The organism is Brevundimonas sp. GW456-12-10-14-LB3, assembly GCF_059424365.1.
Genome location: NZ_JBWKZJ010000008.1, coordinates 50,940 through 66,243, shown reverse-complemented (window position 1 = coordinate 66,243; position 15,304 = coordinate 50,940). Strand labels below are relative to the sequence as shown.

Here is a 15,304-nt window from a genome sequence, read left to right as displayed (position 1 = left end):
CGCCTTCGTAAAAACGCAGAGCAGCTTGGCCAAGCTGGGCGCGTCCATGACCGGGCTGGGACTGGCGCTTCAGGCTCGCAACCGGACCACCCCTGGAACGCCACAGCGGGTCCAGGCCGACGCCAAGCTACAGCTCGCGGCCATAGCCTTGACTGGCGACGTGGCGGCGTTCGGCGCGGTATTGACGGATCTTTCCAGTAGTTCTTTGGCCGCCAAAATATTTACTGAGGCGACGAATGTCGTTGGGTTGGCCATAAGTATGGCCGAACTGGCGTCTTCACTGAATGAATATATAGATGCCGGATATAACTACGGATATGGATCTTCTCAGGCCAATGAAAAACTCACCGGCGTCGGATTAAAACTCGCGATTGCGTCGACTGATGTCGCCGGGATGATTATCCCCGCTCTCGGCATCACGAAACGCGTTGTCAAATATGCCCCCGACGTCGTGGGCGCGATACTCTCAACTGTTGATACTGGCGTTGAGATAAGCGGTCTGCCGGAGCTGAGGGGACGTTACGAATCGATGTCGACTGGCGTGCGGCTTCGCGACGTTGAAGTTCTGGTCATCCAGACGCAACCTTTGCCGGACGGTACGATAGTCAGGTTCTTTATTAATAGAGATCGAAGTTCTCCTGAATTTAATCAGGCTTTTAGGCTTCAGTACTATAAGAATGGAAAATACCACAGCGGCATCGACCTTCCAAAAGGGTTTTATGTCGACGCTGGTATGCCGTTCCCAGACAACTTACAGATTCCATACGGTAATGGAAACGCGCTGGTCGTCGGCCCCGATGGGATTCGAGCCGTAGAGAACGGGATTTCGGTCAACGTTCCATACGGCTACGACGTCAATGTAAGGTCCGGCCGGGCAGTGTTGCAGGCATCATCGAAGCTTGCGGATCTCCCAGCTGATGGTTCGGTCGCACGTCCTCAAGACGTTGAAGTCGACTACCTTGAAGAGGCTTACACTGCTGGCGCCATTGGGCGAACCGTCGGATCCTCGCTCGGGAGCGCTTTAGCGAAGGGGCGGGTCGAGGGGGTGCTCTATTCCTCTCTGCTAGGGGTAATCGGACAGCGGCTAGGTGTGGCTATCTCTACCGGCAATGTATCGGACCTCGTCATTGGTGACAGTGTGCACGAGGCTCTTGGCACTTTCGGGCATGAAGTTGCGGTCCAGGCGGGCGCCGCTGCCGTTGGCACGGTCAGCAGCTGGCTCACGATGGAACTCGGAGAAGCCTTGGGCCTCGAGGGTTTTGGCGCGGAGCTGTTTACGACTGTCGGCTCCACGGTGACGTCGCACGTTATTGGAAATCTGCTCACTCAGGGATCGAACTTCGCGTTCCTCGGCATCAGCACCCAAGAGATCGGTAGAGGCCTCGGCGGGATTGCGGGCGAGGGAGTGAACGCCCTTACCAACCTGCCGTCGGCTCTCGCAGGTGCTGTGGGTTCGTTCCTTGGGGCAAAGCTGGGCTCCATGGTGGTCAATCCCACGACCCAGGCTGGCGCGGTGTTGTCGTCCGTAGGCTCAGCGGTCGGAAGTCTATTGGCTCTCAAAGGCATTGGTGTAATTGGTAGCTTCTCTACCGCGATCACCCATTCGGCGGTGGCGGTCGCCTCGCAGCTGTTTGGCAACAAGATCGGCTCGGCAATTGGAGGCCTCTTACTGCCTGGGATCGGTGCCTTTGCCGGTTTCGTAATCGGCGCATTGATAGGCAATCTTTTTGGACGGAAGAAGCCAAAGACGCCGACCGCGAACGCCGAAGTCTATCTGGACTACACCTCCGACCAGTTCGAGTTGGGGGCGGCGACAGCGTCCAACGGAGGCAGCCTCCAACTCGTTCGCAATATGGCGGAGTCGGCGCGCGATACGCTGAATGGCTTCCTGACCGTTCTCGCCGGCGACATGCCCTATGAGGCGACCAGCTGGGGCAATGGGCTGTGGCGGAACGGCAAATACATCGCCTCGGACGCCGGTCTTCAGAGCTTCTACGGTCATACCGGCGGCCAACTCTGGGTGAAGCTGGGCAGTCCCAGTGCGTCGCAGCAGAACGTGGCCTCGGCCGACGACGCTGTGTCCAAGGGCGTCATGTGGTCGATCAAACAGACCCAGATCATCGGCGGCGACATCTTCGCCAAGCGGGCGCTGGCCAATTCGGCCGCGACGGACCTGACGGCCCTGCTGGGCGACCTGCAGATCGCCTCCGACTACCGCATCTATGCAGAGAACCGCGAGCTCATCAACGGCTACATCACCGGCGCCTACAACAGCCTGAACCAAGGCGAGAAGGACTACTACGCCGCCCACAAGGCCGTGATCGACAAGGCGCACACCCAGGGGCTGGATGCTCTGGATGGGAATGAGCGCGGTTTCTACGACGCCAACAAGGCGACGATCGACAAGATCATCTCGGCCCTGGAAGACCAGGCCATCGCCAACCCCTGGATCATCACCCTTCAGCGCATCAACGAACTGAAGCTGGACCAGTGGAACAGCGCCGACTTCAACGGCGGCCTTCAGGGCTTCCTGACCAGCATGGGTCTGGAAAGCTACGGCGCCTACATGGAGAACGTGCGGGTCACGGACCTTCTGGGCGGCATGACCCTGTCGGTGAAGGGGCCTACCGTCCAGGACGGCGTCTTCTCCATCCTGCCCCAGGCGCTGGACAAGCCGCTGGGCAATGATCTGCTGAACCCGCACTGGGCGCAGAATTCTGCGGGTTGGCAGATGGCGACTTGGCAGGCGCCTTCGGCCGAGCATGGCGTCAATCTGAACGGCGGCTGGTCGGGCTCGGGCAACGATGTCTTCTGGTCGCGAATGAACGGCGCGACAACGGCCGGGGCTATTCTGGACGTGCGCTCCGAGCTGATCGCCTCGGCCGCCGGCGCGACCTACGAGTTCAGCGTAAAGGCCGCGCAGCATCGCGGCACAGCGCAATTGTTCGCTGAGTTCTACGATGCCAACCAGAACTTGCTGGGATGGTACTACATTGACGGCGCGGCCCGCACCTATGGCGGCTGGCACGGAGATTTGGCCAACTTCGATACGATCAGCGGCCAGGTAACGGCGCCTCCCGGCACGGCCTATCGCCGGATGGGCTTGCGGCTTTGGTCCAATAACGGCGAGAATGACCCTTACGCCTTCTTCACCCAGCCCGTTACGCGACAGGTCGGCGGCGCCGCCATCGACTGGGAGGCGGACGGCAACGCCATCCGCATCGATGACCTAGCGAAGATCGGCTACACTAAGCTGACCGAGGGCAATACGGCGGGCCGCGACTTCCTTGACTTCTCCCAGCGCACGGCTGCGATCAGTTGGAGCGATTGGAGCCAGACCACACAGCTGGAATGGCGGACTGACTACGAGGGGTATCAGTACCAGGAAGAAGTCACCGTCACGGTCACCGGCGGCGACGACATCGTGGTCGGCAGTCGCTACGGCGACTATCTGGCCGGCGCGGCGGGCTGGGACTGGATCGATGGCGGCGAGGGCGACGACACCATCGAGGGCGGCGACGGCAATGACGTGCTGCTGGGGCGTCAGGGCCGGGACCGGCTGATCGGCGGCGCCGGCGACGACTATCTCTGGGGCGGCGCAGATGACGACAACCCCTGGGACGGCAATCCCAACAGCGGCATGTGGGGCGGAACGGGCGACGACACCTTCGTGCTCGTCGGCGGACGGGACGCCGGCTTCGGCGAGGATGGCGACGACACCTTCCTGATGGAGCAGGACGGCTATACGTCGGGGCTTGAAGCCAGCGGCAACCACGACTGGTCCAAAATGGACTTTGTCGATGCAGGCGCAGGCTCGGACACCGTTTCCTATGAGCGGTTTACGACACCCTACACCCACAATCTCGACGTCAACTTCTGGCCCTGGGCGACGAATACGAGCGCCATGCCCGTCGGCGGGATCAACGGCGTGGTCGTCTATCTGGGCAACCATCCGTCCAGCTGGAATAATGGCGACGCCTATTGGGCCGACGCCAAATACATCATGGGGGACTGGATCAAGGGCGTCGAAAACGTCACGGGCAGCAAGTTCAACGACTACCTCTGGGGCGATGCCGAGAACAACGTCCTCAAGGGCGGCGACGGCGACGACTTCCTCGACGGGCATGACGGCGCTGACATCCTGGAAGGCGGCGCAGGCGCCGACTATCTCACCGGCGGTGGCGGCGGCAATGATACGGCCTCTTACGAAAGCTCGAATGCCGGTGTGTACGTCGATTACACGGTTGGTGAAGCATTCGGCGGGCACGCCACGGGCGACAAGTTCCACAACATCCAAAACATCCGAGGCTCACGCTTCGCCGACGAGTTGAAGGGCGACGCCCAAGGCAATCGGATTGAAGGCTTGGCTGGCGACGATTGGATTGTCGCGACCAAGGGCTCTGACACCTATGACGGCGGCGAGGGTCTCGACACCGTCGACTATTCCGAAGGCTTTGTGACGGGAACCTCGACCTATCAGGTTCAGATGGGCGGCGGTCACTGGGAGTGGGACGATTGGCAGCAGCAAAACGTATGGGTCGATGAACCCGTCTATTATGAGACGGTCACCTCGACTCGTATCGGCCTGAATGTCATGGGCGGCGTGGCGGAATGGCGCGCCGTTGACGGGACGGCTGGCGCGCACAGCCTGGTCGGCGTTGAGCACATCATCGGAACAGCTGGCGACGATTACATCGCCATGACGGAAACCGACGACTACATCACCGGCGGCAAGGGCAATGATACGCTCGCAGGCGGCGGCGGCGGCGATACCTACTACTTCAACGTGGGCGACGGCGCTGACACGATCAATGACAACAACGTCGGTGGAAACGTCGTATCGTTCGGAGCCGGGATCGGTTTCAACCAGCTCACCTTCTCCGCCCAGGATGGAGCCGGAGGCCATCTGACGATCTACTACACCGCCACGGACTCGGTGCGCATCAACGGCAATATCCCGAGCGTGAACCAGGGCAAGCTGGCGTCAGCCGACGACAACCGCATCAAGACGATCGACATGAACGGCTCGGGACAGCTCGATGTCTCGCAATTCGAGATCTATCGTGGCGGTTCGGCCTGGGGTGAAACCATCAGCGGCATCCGGACACTGGGCGATTTCATTGCGAGCTTTGGTGGCAACGACACCATCTACGGCATGCAGCCCGGCCAGTGGGAAGACCACGGCAACATCATCATCGGCGGCGCCGGCGATGATACGATCTACACCTCGGCCGGCGACGACCAGTTCGCCTTCGAGCGCGGATCCGGCCGCGACACGATCAATGACACTGGCGGTGAGGACGTCCTCGTCTTCGGTCCGAACGTCGCCGCTGACGATGTGATCTACAAGGTGGTCGGCAACGACCTCTATATCGGTATCCGCGACGCCGCTTCGCCCAATCTGGAGGCGCATCAGGTCGCCGACTATGTCCGGGTGGTGAACGGCGGCGTGAAGTGGGAGGACGCCTACGGCGGCGGAGCCTCTTTCAGTACCGTGGAATTCATCAACGCGGGCGGAACCTGGATCGACCTTCGCAAGCTCGATCTCAACTGGACAGTTCAGAATACCTACAACGGCGGCGTCATGCCGATCGTCTTCGACCTGGGCGGAGAGGGTCTTGAGTTGACCGGAGTCGAGTCCTCGAACGTGGTGTCTCGCCTGGCTTCCGGACAGTACGCCCGCACCTCTTGGGTCGGTCCGACCAACGGCATCCTGGCCTACGACCGAAACGGCGACGGTCAGATCAACAATCTGGCGGAAATCTCGTTCGTCCAGGATCGCGAAGGCGCCAAGACGGATCTGGAAGGTCTGCAGGCTTGGGACACCAATGGCGACGGCAAGCTGAACGCTCTGGACGCGGGGTGGTCGAACCTGAAGATGTGGGTCGATCGCAACCAGAACGGTCGCTCGACCGAACAGGAACTTCGCACGCTTGAACAGGTCGGGATCACCGAGATCGATCTGAAGGGCGTAGCGACCGGCAACACCGCCGCCACGACGCGCGACAGCTTCGTGCACAACACCCTGTCGTTCACCTGGGCCTCCGGAGAGAAGGGAACGGCCTACGACGTCCAACTCGCGCGTCGTCTGCTCAACGAACTGGGTCTGTCCGCCGAGCAGGTCCGGGCGGCCTGGGGCGATGGATCGGCTACGGGCGAACTGGGTCGTTTGGCGTCCAACCCGACCGTCGCCGCGGCGGCTCGGGCGGTGTTGGGCGCTCCAACTGATCCGGTCAGCCCCCGGTCGAGCTTCGGATTGGATCGCCAGGACATGGCGGTGCTTCGCGACGATGCAGACTGGGGAGCAGGGTTCGTTGCCGACCATGCGCTGGATGACAGCGATCAGAGCGTCGACATCTCCGTCGATTTCAGCGACCACGACGGTCTTTACGCGGATGACGAAGTCCGTTGGTCTGACGTCCTGAACGGTATTGTCTCCAATGGCGGGACGATCAATGACACCGACGCGCGTGTTCGGGCGACGCTCGAAGTGCTGCAGCAGTCCGAGGGTCGCGGGGCATTTGGCCAGGCCTTTGGTCGCCCGGAGATCGAAGACCCGACCGCTGCGATGGTCCCGGTAAACGATCAGTCCGAGGGGCAGCGCACCTTCGCCGCCTCTTCTGTTTCGAGTGCTTGGATCGGCGCGGAGGAACGGATCGACGCCGTTGGCGTGGACGGGCGACCGTCGAACTATGGCCAACTCTTTGACGTGGACGAAGCGGCCAACCTGTTGAGCGCTGTATCGGATGCTGATGATGTCTGGGCGCCAGCGGAGTTCAGCCGGGCGTCGGTTGCACAGGGTCACGAGTGGTGGCGATCCGCTGTCGTGTCGCCAGAGGGCCTGCCGATGCTGACGCCCTTCGCAACCTTTGATCAGGCTCCCGAGATCGAAGGAGGAGGTCGCCCCTCGTCGGCGTCGCAGCACCAGCAACTTGTCCAGGCGCTGGCTGCGTTCGGTCCGAAGAACGGAGGAGGAAGCTCGGCGATCTGGAAACGTTCGGGTGAAGTCGATGCGGACGCCATGACCGGCGTTGCATCTGACAACCGCTGGCGGTTCGCCGGGCCGTCGCGTATCCAAGCCTAAGCCTTCTGTTCGAGTAGCTGTATGACCGACACCAACCCCGCCCCGAAAACCGTTGCTCAGATGCTGGGTGAGATCACCTGGCTGATGACCCAGTCGCCGATCCACAAGCAGTTGTTCATCGGCGATCTGGAATGGTTCGCCATGCCGGCCATATTGGTCGAGCAGTTCCGCATCTTCTACGGCCCCAACAGCCCGGCGGCCGTGGCGCTTTGGGCCATGGTGTCCGAGGACACCGAGGAGCGATTGAAGGCTGGAGCGAACAAGCTTCGCGCCGACGAATGGCAAGGCGGGGATCGGCCGTGGCTCATTGAGTTGGTCGCCCCCTTTGGCGCTCAGGACGAAATCCTCGCCGACCTCTCCAAGACCGTCTTCGGCGGCAAGCCGTTTAGCTTCCATACGACGACGCCGGACGGCCAACGTGTGGTGAAAGTCTATGAAGCCGCCGAACCATCGACGCTCAACTAGAGCTTGGGCCACCGTTTGGCTGACGGCAGCCACAGCCTTGGCCGCCTGCCAAAGCTTGGTCACGGCCGTCCCCTTGTCGGAACAGTTGGCGCCGCTCGACATGGCGCTGTCAGAGGATCCTGACGCTGTGGAAGCGCGCGCCAACAGCGGCGACGGACAGGCGCAGCTGGCGATGTCGATCGTGTCTATGTACGGCTTGCATGGTCGGACGCCGGATATCGTGGCTGCAGGCCGCTGGCGAGATCAGGCGCTGGCCAACCGGCGCGTCATGCCCATCACCCAGTACACGGCCGCCTTCAACGGGTCGCCGTCGCGAGTGAGCATCATCAACGTACCGGTCCAAACCATCTCGCCCGTGCAGTGGCAGGCAGTCGATCAGTGTCTGACGCTTCTGTCTCACGGGCTTGCGATGAATACGATTGTTTGCGGTTCTGCGGATGAATCAAGAATGCGCGCGACGCATTGGGCGCGGGTGGTCCGAAAATGAGGAAAGCTCGCCGAAGTCGTCGATCCTGATCTCTCGCCGACCAATAAGCAGGTTTATCACTGTCAACGTCTCGAACAGTGAGATTTTCCGAAATACAGCAGCGAAGTTTGACCTGCCGATCACGGTTCAACGGCTTAACCATCTGGATTCGGGCAGCAGGCCAACGTCTGCTCCTGGCGCGTGTCCGTCGTTCAGTGCACATTCGGAAAATCGCACTGAGCGGCGGACTTGAAATCGTCAGTTGTGCTGCAGCCTGACGCGCTACGTTCGCCGTTTGGCGAGAATACCGCTAAGCCGCACAAGTTGGCCGACCAGGTATATGCCGATAGCAATCTGAGCGAGCACGGTGAGGGCGAATGCGGCTTTGATAGCGTCATATTTGTATCGAGGATCAGAGGTGTGGCGTACAGTCTCGCTCACTACCGAAACGAGATCGGGCACAAAGATCGCGATCGATGCGATGACAAAGCAGGTGAGGGGAAGGACCTTCGTCCAAAACGCAGCACGGACAGTTTTGAGGGGCAGTTTGGCGTTGGCTTTTTGGGCGGGTATTTTCAGAGCTAGGGCCTGCTGAACTTCACCCGACCACAAAGCTACGAGCGCTGCGAGAGCCGCCAGGATGAGGCTTGAGGCCGAAAGCAGTGCTTCCATCTAGACCCCGAACTCGGCGCAGAGGATGGCGTACGATGCGGGGGCGATTTCGTAAATCGATACGCTGTCCTTCTGTTTGCGGACGCGACGTTGTGAACCGTCGCGGATCGCAAGCCGCTGGTTCAGCAGCTCGACAAGATTGATGCTGTTGATGGAGAGCGTGAAGTCCGCACCATCTTCTTCCTGCTGTGCCGTCTGTAGGAGTGCGCGGACGGAGCCGGATACGGCCTCTTGCAGTTGATACTGGAACTTTGCCAGCAGGGCTCGAAGCATGCCGCGGCTGGCTTGGGCAGAGGTCTGGAACAGCCGCGAGACGCGGGCCTCATCCGGGAGAGACCCGTCAAATGCATGTTCCGTCAAAAGTCGGAGGCGGAACTCCAGAAGGTCGCTCCCGCGAGTGAAGACGCCTCGGCCAAGAAACATCTCAGCATACTCACGTAGAGCGGCACTCGCGTATCCACTGAGTTCATCCGCCAACGCAGCACGATCGCACCCCAAAATCGCAGCAAGCGTCTGTTCGTCTTCGGCTGACAGTTCCAGAGAGGCAGCAACTTCGACCATTCATGTTCTCCCCCCCCGCCGATCAACCGAGGATAGTCCGAAAGACTGGCTTCTGCCACTGGCGATTACCCGCATCGACCGCCGGGTATCCGGAAAGTTGCGCTAACCGCACGTTTTGTTGACATAGGCTAGCCCCTAAGGAGCCCCTTGCTCGCCTGGATGAGGCACGAGGCTGTGAAGCCTACGCGGGGTTGGCAGCTATAAGGCGGGGATCTCCGATCTGACCTTTCACGACCTCAGGGGGACGGCGGTGACGCGCTTGGCGCTCGCCGGTTGCTCCGTACCCGAGATCGCGACCATCACCGGTCACAGCCTACGAGACGTCGGCGCCATTCTCGATTCCAACTACTTGAACCGCGATTATCGTCTCGCTGTCTCAGCCATCGAGAAGCTCGAAACGAGAACGAAATTGCAAAATGAACTGCAAAATGGCGGGCTTCATTCGCCATCTGTTCCGCCAGAGCGGAAGCGAAAACCACTTAAATTTCAGTAGCAAGACGATGGTGGGTGATCACAGGTTCGAACTGTGGACCCGCTGATTAAGAGTCAGCTGCTCTACCGACTGAGCTAATCACCCACACCGATCGTCGCGACTTCGGCGAAGACGAGCGCCTCGCCGAAGGGCGCTCCTACTACCCACCCGTTCCGGGCTTGGCAAGCGCTTTCGCAAACTTTCTTTGACGGGCATGGTCTCGGCCGAATCAGCCGCAAAGACGGTGGGGGAGTGAGCATCATGGCCTTTTGGAACCGGCGTCGTTCGATCGATGTCATGACGGCGCCGCACGACGGGCCGCGGCTGAAACCGACGCTCAGCTGGCCGCATCTGCTGGCCCTGGGCGTGGGCGCCATCGTCGGCACCGGCATTCTGACCCTGATCGGGGTCGGGGCGGGTCTGGCGGGGCCGGCGGTATTGATCAGCTTTGGCCTGGCGGGCCTGGTCTGCGTCTGCGCCGCCCTGGCCTATGCCGAACTGTCGACCATGATGCCGACGGCGGGCAGCGCCTACACCTATTCCTACGCCGTTCTGGGCGAGATGATCGCCTGGGTCGTCGGTTGGAGCCTGATCCTGGAATATTCCCTGGTGGTCTCGGCCGTGGCGGTGGGCTGGTCGGGCTATGCGGTTGGGTTTTTGACCGGCCTGGGTGTCGATCTGCCGGCGGTCCTGACGGCGGGGCCGCACGCCGGGGGAATCATCAACCTGCCGGCCGTCGCCATCATCGGGGTGGTGACCGGCCTGCTGCTGCTGGGCACCAAGGAGAGCGCAACCCTGAACGCCGTCCTGGTGGTCATCAAGATCGCCGCCTTGGTCGTCTTCGTCGCCATCGCCCTGCCGGCCTTCAAGCCCGAGAACTTCACCCCCTTCATGCCCAACGGCTTCGGCGCCCCCTTCGTCCAGACGGGGGTCATGGCGGCGGCGGCCATCATCTTCTTCGCCTTCTACGGCTTCGACGCCATCTCCACGGCGGCGGAGGAGACCAAGAAGCCTGAGCGGGACCTGGCCATCGGCATCATCGGCTCCATGCTGGTCTGCACGGCCCTGTATCTGGTGGTCGCCGCCGCCGCCATCGGCGCCCGGCCGGTCTCCGACTTCGCCGACAGCCCCGAGCCCCTAGCCCTGATCCTGCGCCAGATGGGGCAGGGGACGGCGGCCCAGTGGATCGCGGCGGCGGCGGTGATCGCCCTTCCGACCGTGCTGCTGGCCTTCCTGTTCGGCCAGAGCCGCATCTTCCTGGGCATGGCGCGCGACGGCCTGTTGCCGCGTCGGCTGGCCAAGGTCTCGGCGCGCGGCGTTCCGGCGGTGGTGACGGTCTTTACGGCTGTGGTGGTGGCGATCCTGGCTGGGCTGCTGCCGCTGGACGAGCTGGCCTCCCTGGCCAACGCCGGCACCCTGGCCGCCTTCTGCGCCGTAGGCGTCTGCCTGATCGTGCTGCGGATTCGCGAGCCGGGCCGACGCCGCGTGTTCAAGGCGCCCCTGTGGCCCCTGGTGGGCGCCGTCACCGTGATCGGCTGCGTCGTCTTCTTCCTCAGCCTGAAGCCGGTGACCCAGATCGGCTTCGTCGCCTGGAACGGGGTCGGCGTGCTCATCTATCTGGCCTGGTCGTCGCGGAACACCCGTCTGGCCAAGGGCGAGGAAGAGGCCGCCTGATGGCCCGTCGCGACCTGACCGGCGCCGTCGATTTCGGCGTGCTGGAGGACATGACCGGCGGTGATGCGGCGATTTCGGAAGAGGTGCTGGGTCTGTTCCTCGAACAGGCCGCCCTCTGGTCCGCCCTGCTGAACCCCAAGGTCGACGGTTGGCGCGACGGAGTCCACACCATCCGGGGCGCGGCCGCAGGGATCGGCGCCGGCGATCTGGCGGCGATCTGCGCCCAGGCGGAAACGGTCGAACAGGCTCTGGCGGCGCCGGCGCTGGAGCGGGTGCGCGACGCCCTGGACGCCGCGCTGGCCGACGTCGCGGCCTATCGCCACGAGCTGATGCTGCGGGGGCTTAAGGCCTAGCTTCGAGTCCGGTCGTAGACCGCGAACTCGTGCGCGATGCACCGGTCGATCAGCAGCCGCCAGACCGGTTCGGCGATCTCGGGCGACAGGTGGTGCGCTTGCGCGGCCGTCAGCACCTTGGCCACCACGTCGTCGATCCGGGCCTGGTCGAAGACGGCGTCGCGGTCGGGCTTGATGCGGGCGGCCGCCTCCATATAGCGCTGGCGTTCGGCCAGCAGGGCGACCAGGGCGCGGTCCAGGGCGTCGACGCCCTGGCGGACCTCGGCCATGGACTGGCATTCGGCGGGATCGACGCGAGGATCGACGGCGACAAGGGCAGGGTGGTGCATGGCGGTCGGGTTAGCCGGTCCGACCGCCCAAGCCAAGTCGTCAGCCGACGAAGGCCCGCTCCAGCACATAGTCGGCCGGTTCCGCGTTCGAGCCTTCCTTCAGGCCGTAGGTCTCCAGCAGTTCGCCGGCCTCCTTGATCATGGCCATGGAGCCGCACAGCATGACCCGGTCCTTGGCCGGATCGAAGCCTTCGGGCAGGCCCAGGTCGCGGAAGAAGTCGCCCGACTTGATCCGGTCGGTGATCCGGCCGGGCGTCTGGAATTCCTCGCGCGTGACCGTGGGATAATAGGTCAGCTGCGCCCTGGCCTCCTCGCCGATCAGCGGGTCGTCGTGGACCTCGCGGGTGAAGAAGTCGCGGTAAGCCAAGTCGGCGACGTTGCGCACCGTATGGATCACATAGACATGGCCGAAGCGGGAATAGGTCTCCGGATCGCGCGCCACGCTCAGCCAGGGCGCCAGACCCGTGCCGGTGCCGATCAGGAACAGCCGCTCGCCGCCGGTCAGGGCGTCCAGCACCAGGGTGCCGGTCGGCTTCTTGCCCATCAGCACGGTGTCCCCGGCCACGATCTTCTGCAGGCGCGAGGTCAGGGGGCCGTCGGCGACCTTGATCGAGAAGAACTCCAGCTCCTCGGCCCAGCAGGGGCTGGCGATGGAATAGGCGCGCAGGATCGGCTTTCCGCCGTCTTCGCCGGGCAGGCCGATCATCACGAACTCGCCCGAGCGGAATCGGAAGTCCTCGGGCCGTTTCACGCCGAAGCTGAACAGGCTGTCGGTCCAGTGGCGAACCCACAGGACCTCAAGCTCGTTGAACGGACTGGCTTTCACAGGGGCGGGGGAGAGGGCGGCGTCGGTCATGGTGCGGCCTCTCTAGTCTGAGAACCGGTCGCAGGGAAGAAAAAGCGCTCCGGGCGGCGACCACTTTTCCTAGTGACGGCTTGCAGAAGCGTCGCTAGCGTCGCCGACCATGCGCACCCTTCTTCTCGCCTCGACCATCCTCCTCTCGGCCGGTTCAGCGGTCGCCCAGGAGACCCCCTCCAACATTTTGACGCCCGAGCGCGTCTTCTCCAGCCCCAGCCTGAACGGCCCGGTGGCCAAGGGGGTCAGCCTGTCGCCCGACGGCCAGCTGGTGGCCTTCCTGCGCTCGCGTGAGGACAATGTGGACGTCCAGGACCTGTGGGCGGCCCCCACGGGCGAGGGCGAACCCTACAAGCTGATCGACGCCCGCGCCCTGGTTCCCGATGCGGGCGAACTGTCCGAGGCCGAAAAGGCGCGGCGCGAGCGGATGCGGATCAGCGCCCGCGGCGTGGTCGAATACGCCTGGGACCAGCAGGGCCGCTACATCCTTGCGCCGCTGGAGGGCGACATCTTCCTGGCCAGCCGCGCCGACGGCAAGGTGCGCCGCCTGACCGAGACCGAGGCCGACGAGATCGACGCCAAGGTCTCGCCCAAGGGCAACTATGTCTCCTGGGTCCGCGACCAGAACCTGGTCATCTATGATCTGGCCACGGGCAAGGAGACGCCGATCACCGACGACGGCGCCGGCCTGATCACCTGGGCCACGGCCGAGTTCATCGCCCAGGAGGAGATGGATCGCGACACCGGCTACTGGTGGAGCCCCGACGAACGCTACATCGCCCTGACCCGCGTCGACGAAAGCCCGGTAGACGTCGTGCCGCGCTTCGAGATCACTGGCGGAGGCGCCACCATGGTCGAGCAGCGCTATCCCCGCGCCGGCCGCCCCAACGCCCTGGTCGAACTCCATGTCCGCGATCTTCAGAGCGGCGCGCGGGTCAAGGTGGATCTGGGCGCGAACACCGACATCTATCTGGCGCGGGTGGATTGGTCGCATGACGGCAAGACCCTGTATGTCCAGCGTCAGTCGCGCGACCAGAAGACGCTCGACCTGCTCAGCGTCGATCCGGCCACCGGCGCCTCGCGCGTGATCCTCAGTCAGAAGGCCGAAGCCTGGGTCGATCTGAACAACGACTTCCACGTCCTGCCGGACGGCCGTTTCATCTGGTCGAACGAGGACAGCGGCTGGCGCCACCTGTATCTGTACGACCGTAACGGGCGTCAGCTGCGGGCGATCACGCACGGCGACTATCCGGTCAAACATCTGGACGGGGTAAACGAACAGACCGGCGAGGTCTATTTCACTGCCTCCATGCGCGACGGCAAGGAACTGCCCATCGAACAGCAGATGTTCCGCGCCAGCCTGAACCGCACGGTCGATCCGGTGGCGGTGACCCCCGCCGGCGGCTGGTGGAACGTCTCGGTCAACGGGCCGGCGACCGCCTATGTCGGCAACTATTCCGATCCCGCCACCCCGCCCCAGTCGGCCCTGTACCGGATCGACGGCACGCGAATCCGCTGGATCGAGGAAAACCGGCTCGACGCCGATCACCCCTTCGCGCCCTACGTCTCGCGTCTGCGGGCGCCCGAGTTCGGCACGATGCAGAGTCATGGGGAAACCCTGGTCTGGCGCATGACCACCCCCCCCGACTTCGATCCGTCGAAGAAGTACCCGGTGGTGATGCAGGTCTATGGCGGTCCCGGCACCGGCGCGGGCGTGCAGAAGAGCTGGCAGCCCCTGACCAACCAGCTGCTGACCGAGGCCGGCTATATCGTCTTCCGCGTGGACAACCGCGGCGAGGGCGACCGGTCCCAGGCGTTTGAGACCAGCATCTATCGCCGCCTGGGCATTCCTGCGGTCGAGGATCAGGCTTTGGCCGCCAAATGGCTGAAAACCCTGCCTTATGTTGATGGCGACCACATTGCGGTCATGGGCTGGAGCTTCGGCGGTTTCCTCAGCCTGCTGACCCTGACCGATCCGGACGCCGGACTGGCCTCGGCGCTTGCCGGCGCCGCCCCGACCGAGTGGAGCCTGTACGACACCCACTACACCGAACGCTACATGTCCACGCCCCAGGACAATCCGGACGGCTACGCCGCCACCGACGTCCTGCCGCGCCTGGATCATCTGACGGGGCGCCTGCTGATCCTGCACGGCATGGCCGACGACAATGTCATCTTCGGCAACGCCACCCGCGTGATCGACGCCCTCCAGGCCAAGAGCACGCCGTTCGAGATGATGCTCTATCCGGGCCAAAGGCATGGCGTGCGCGGCGAACCGCGGCAGCTTCAGCAATGGCGGACCTATCTCGACTTCCTGGACCGCACGATCGGCAAGAGGGCTGAGACGGCGGACTGACGACTGAACCAAGGCG

At 63.2% G+C, this 15,304-nt stretch carries 10 protein-coding genes and 1 tRNA gene; 6 read left to right on the top strand and 5 right to left on the bottom strand.

Features of this window, described 5'->3' with window-relative positions:
* Window positions 1-25: 25 nt before the first annotated feature.
* The 3 genes from AC07XS_RS05485 to AC07XS_RS05475 all read left to right on the top strand — a co-directional run bounded on the left by AC07XS_RS05485 (window position 26) and on the right by AC07XS_RS05475 (window position 8,036).
* A complete protein-coding gene (locus AC07XS_RS05485; protein WP_182713823.1) occupies window positions 26-7,084 on the top strand; it encodes an SPM autocatalytic domain-containing protein in 7,059 nt (2,352 codons plus the stop codon).
* A gap of 21 nt (window positions 7,085-7,105) precedes the next feature.
* On the top strand, window positions 7,106-7,549 hold the full coding sequence (locus AC07XS_RS05480; protein WP_182713822.1) for a toxin-activating lysine-acyltransferase: 444 nt from the start codon (window positions 7,106-7,108) through the stop codon (window positions 7,547-7,549).
* 73 nt (window positions 7,550-7,622) lie between these two features.
* Window positions 7,623-8,036 carry a hypothetical protein gene (locus AC07XS_RS05475; RefSeq protein ID WP_444573039.1) on the top strand — a complete coding sequence of 138 codons (414 nt, stop codon included), beginning with the start codon at window positions 7,623-7,625 and terminating at the stop codon, window positions 8,034-8,036.
* 261 nt (window positions 8,037-8,297) lie between these two features.
* Here the strand turns inward: AC07XS_RS05475 and AC07XS_RS05470 are convergent, their stop codons facing one another.
* The 3 genes from AC07XS_RS05470 to AC07XS_RS05460 form a co-directional block, all read right to left on the bottom strand.
* On the bottom strand, window positions 8,298-8,687 hold the full coding sequence (locus tag AC07XS_RS05470; RefSeq protein ID WP_182713820.1) for a hypothetical protein: 390 nt from the start codon (window positions 8,685-8,687) through the stop codon (window positions 8,298-8,300).
* Window positions 8,688-9,248, bottom strand: a complete 561-nt coding sequence (locus AC07XS_RS05465; protein WP_182713819.1) for a hypothetical protein — start codon at window positions 9,246-9,248, stop codon at window positions 8,688-8,690.
* 501 nt (window positions 9,249-9,749) lie between these two features.
* Window positions 9,750-9,825, bottom strand: a tRNA-Lys gene (locus AC07XS_RS05460).
* A 156-nt stretch (window positions 9,826-9,981) separates the two neighbouring features.
* On the opposite strand from AC07XS_RS05460, the gene AC07XS_RS05455 reads away from it, so the two are divergent.
* Both AC07XS_RS05455 and AC07XS_RS05450 read left to right on the top strand, forming a co-directional pair.
* The gene (locus tag AC07XS_RS05455; protein ID WP_182713818.1) at window positions 9,982-11,394 is read left to right on the top strand and encodes an amino acid permease; all 1,413 of its coding nucleotides are present in this window, start codon (window positions 9,982-9,984) and stop codon (window positions 11,392-11,394) included.
* On the top strand, window positions 11,394-11,747 hold the full coding sequence (locus tag AC07XS_RS05450) for an Hpt domain-containing protein (RefSeq protein ID WP_182713817.1): 354 nt from the start codon (window positions 11,394-11,396) through the stop codon (window positions 11,745-11,747). The genes AC07XS_RS05455 and AC07XS_RS05450 overlap by 1 nt, the downstream gene beginning before the upstream one ends.
* Here AC07XS_RS05450 and AC07XS_RS05445 read toward each other — a convergent pair.
* Both AC07XS_RS05445 and AC07XS_RS05440 read right to left on the bottom strand, forming a co-directional pair.
* Window positions 11,744-12,076 carry a chorismate mutase gene (locus AC07XS_RS05445; protein WP_152950036.1) on the bottom strand — a complete coding sequence of 111 codons (333 nt, stop codon included), beginning with the start codon at window positions 12,074-12,076 and terminating at the stop codon, window positions 11,744-11,746. The genes AC07XS_RS05450 and AC07XS_RS05445 overlap by 4 nt on opposite strands.
* 40 nt (window positions 12,077-12,116) lie before the next feature.
* Window positions 12,117-12,932 carry a ferredoxin--NADP reductase gene (locus AC07XS_RS05440; protein ID WP_182713816.1) on the bottom strand — a complete coding sequence of 272 codons (816 nt, stop codon included), beginning with the start codon at window positions 12,930-12,932 and terminating at the stop codon, window positions 12,117-12,119.
* Window positions 12,933-13,041: 109 nt separating this feature from the next.
* Here AC07XS_RS05440 and AC07XS_RS05435 point away from each other — a divergent pair, with 109 nt between their 5' ends.
* Entirely contained in the window at window positions 13,042-15,288 is a 2,247-nt protein-coding gene (locus tag AC07XS_RS05435; RefSeq protein WP_182713815.1) for a S9 family peptidase, read from the top strand.
* The last annotated feature ends 16 nt before the right edge of the window (window positions 15,289-15,304 follow it).

Coding starts and splice junctions, on each gene's coding strand:
- AC07XS_RS05450 (WP_182713817.1), top strand. CDS start 11,394: ATGGCCCGTCGCGACCTGACCGGCGCCGTCGATTTCGGCGTGCTGGAG.
- AC07XS_RS05435 (WP_182713815.1), top strand. CDS start 13,042: ATGCGCACCCTTCTTCTCGCCTCGACCATCCTCCTCTCGGCCGGTTCA.
- AC07XS_RS05470 (WP_182713820.1), bottom strand. CDS start 8,687: ATGGAAGCACTGCTTTCGGCCTCAAGCCTCATCCTGGCGGCTCTCGCA.
- AC07XS_RS05480 (WP_182713822.1), top strand. CDS start 7,106: ATGACCGACACCAACCCCGCCCCGAAAACCGTTGCTCAGATGCTGGGT.
- AC07XS_RS05440 (WP_182713816.1), bottom strand. CDS start 12,932: ATGACCGACGCCGCCCTCTCCCCCGCCCCTGTGAAAGCCAGTCCGTTC.
- AC07XS_RS05465 (WP_182713819.1), bottom strand. CDS start 9,248: ATGGTCGAAGTTGCTGCCTCTCTGGAACTGTCAGCCGAAGACGAACAG.
- AC07XS_RS05455 (WP_182713818.1), top strand. CDS start 9,982: ATGGCCTTTTGGAACCGGCGTCGTTCGATCGATGTCATGACGGCGCCG.
- AC07XS_RS05445 (WP_152950036.1), bottom strand. CDS start 12,076: ATGCACCACCCTGCCCTTGTCGCCGTCGATCCTCGCGTCGATCCCGCC.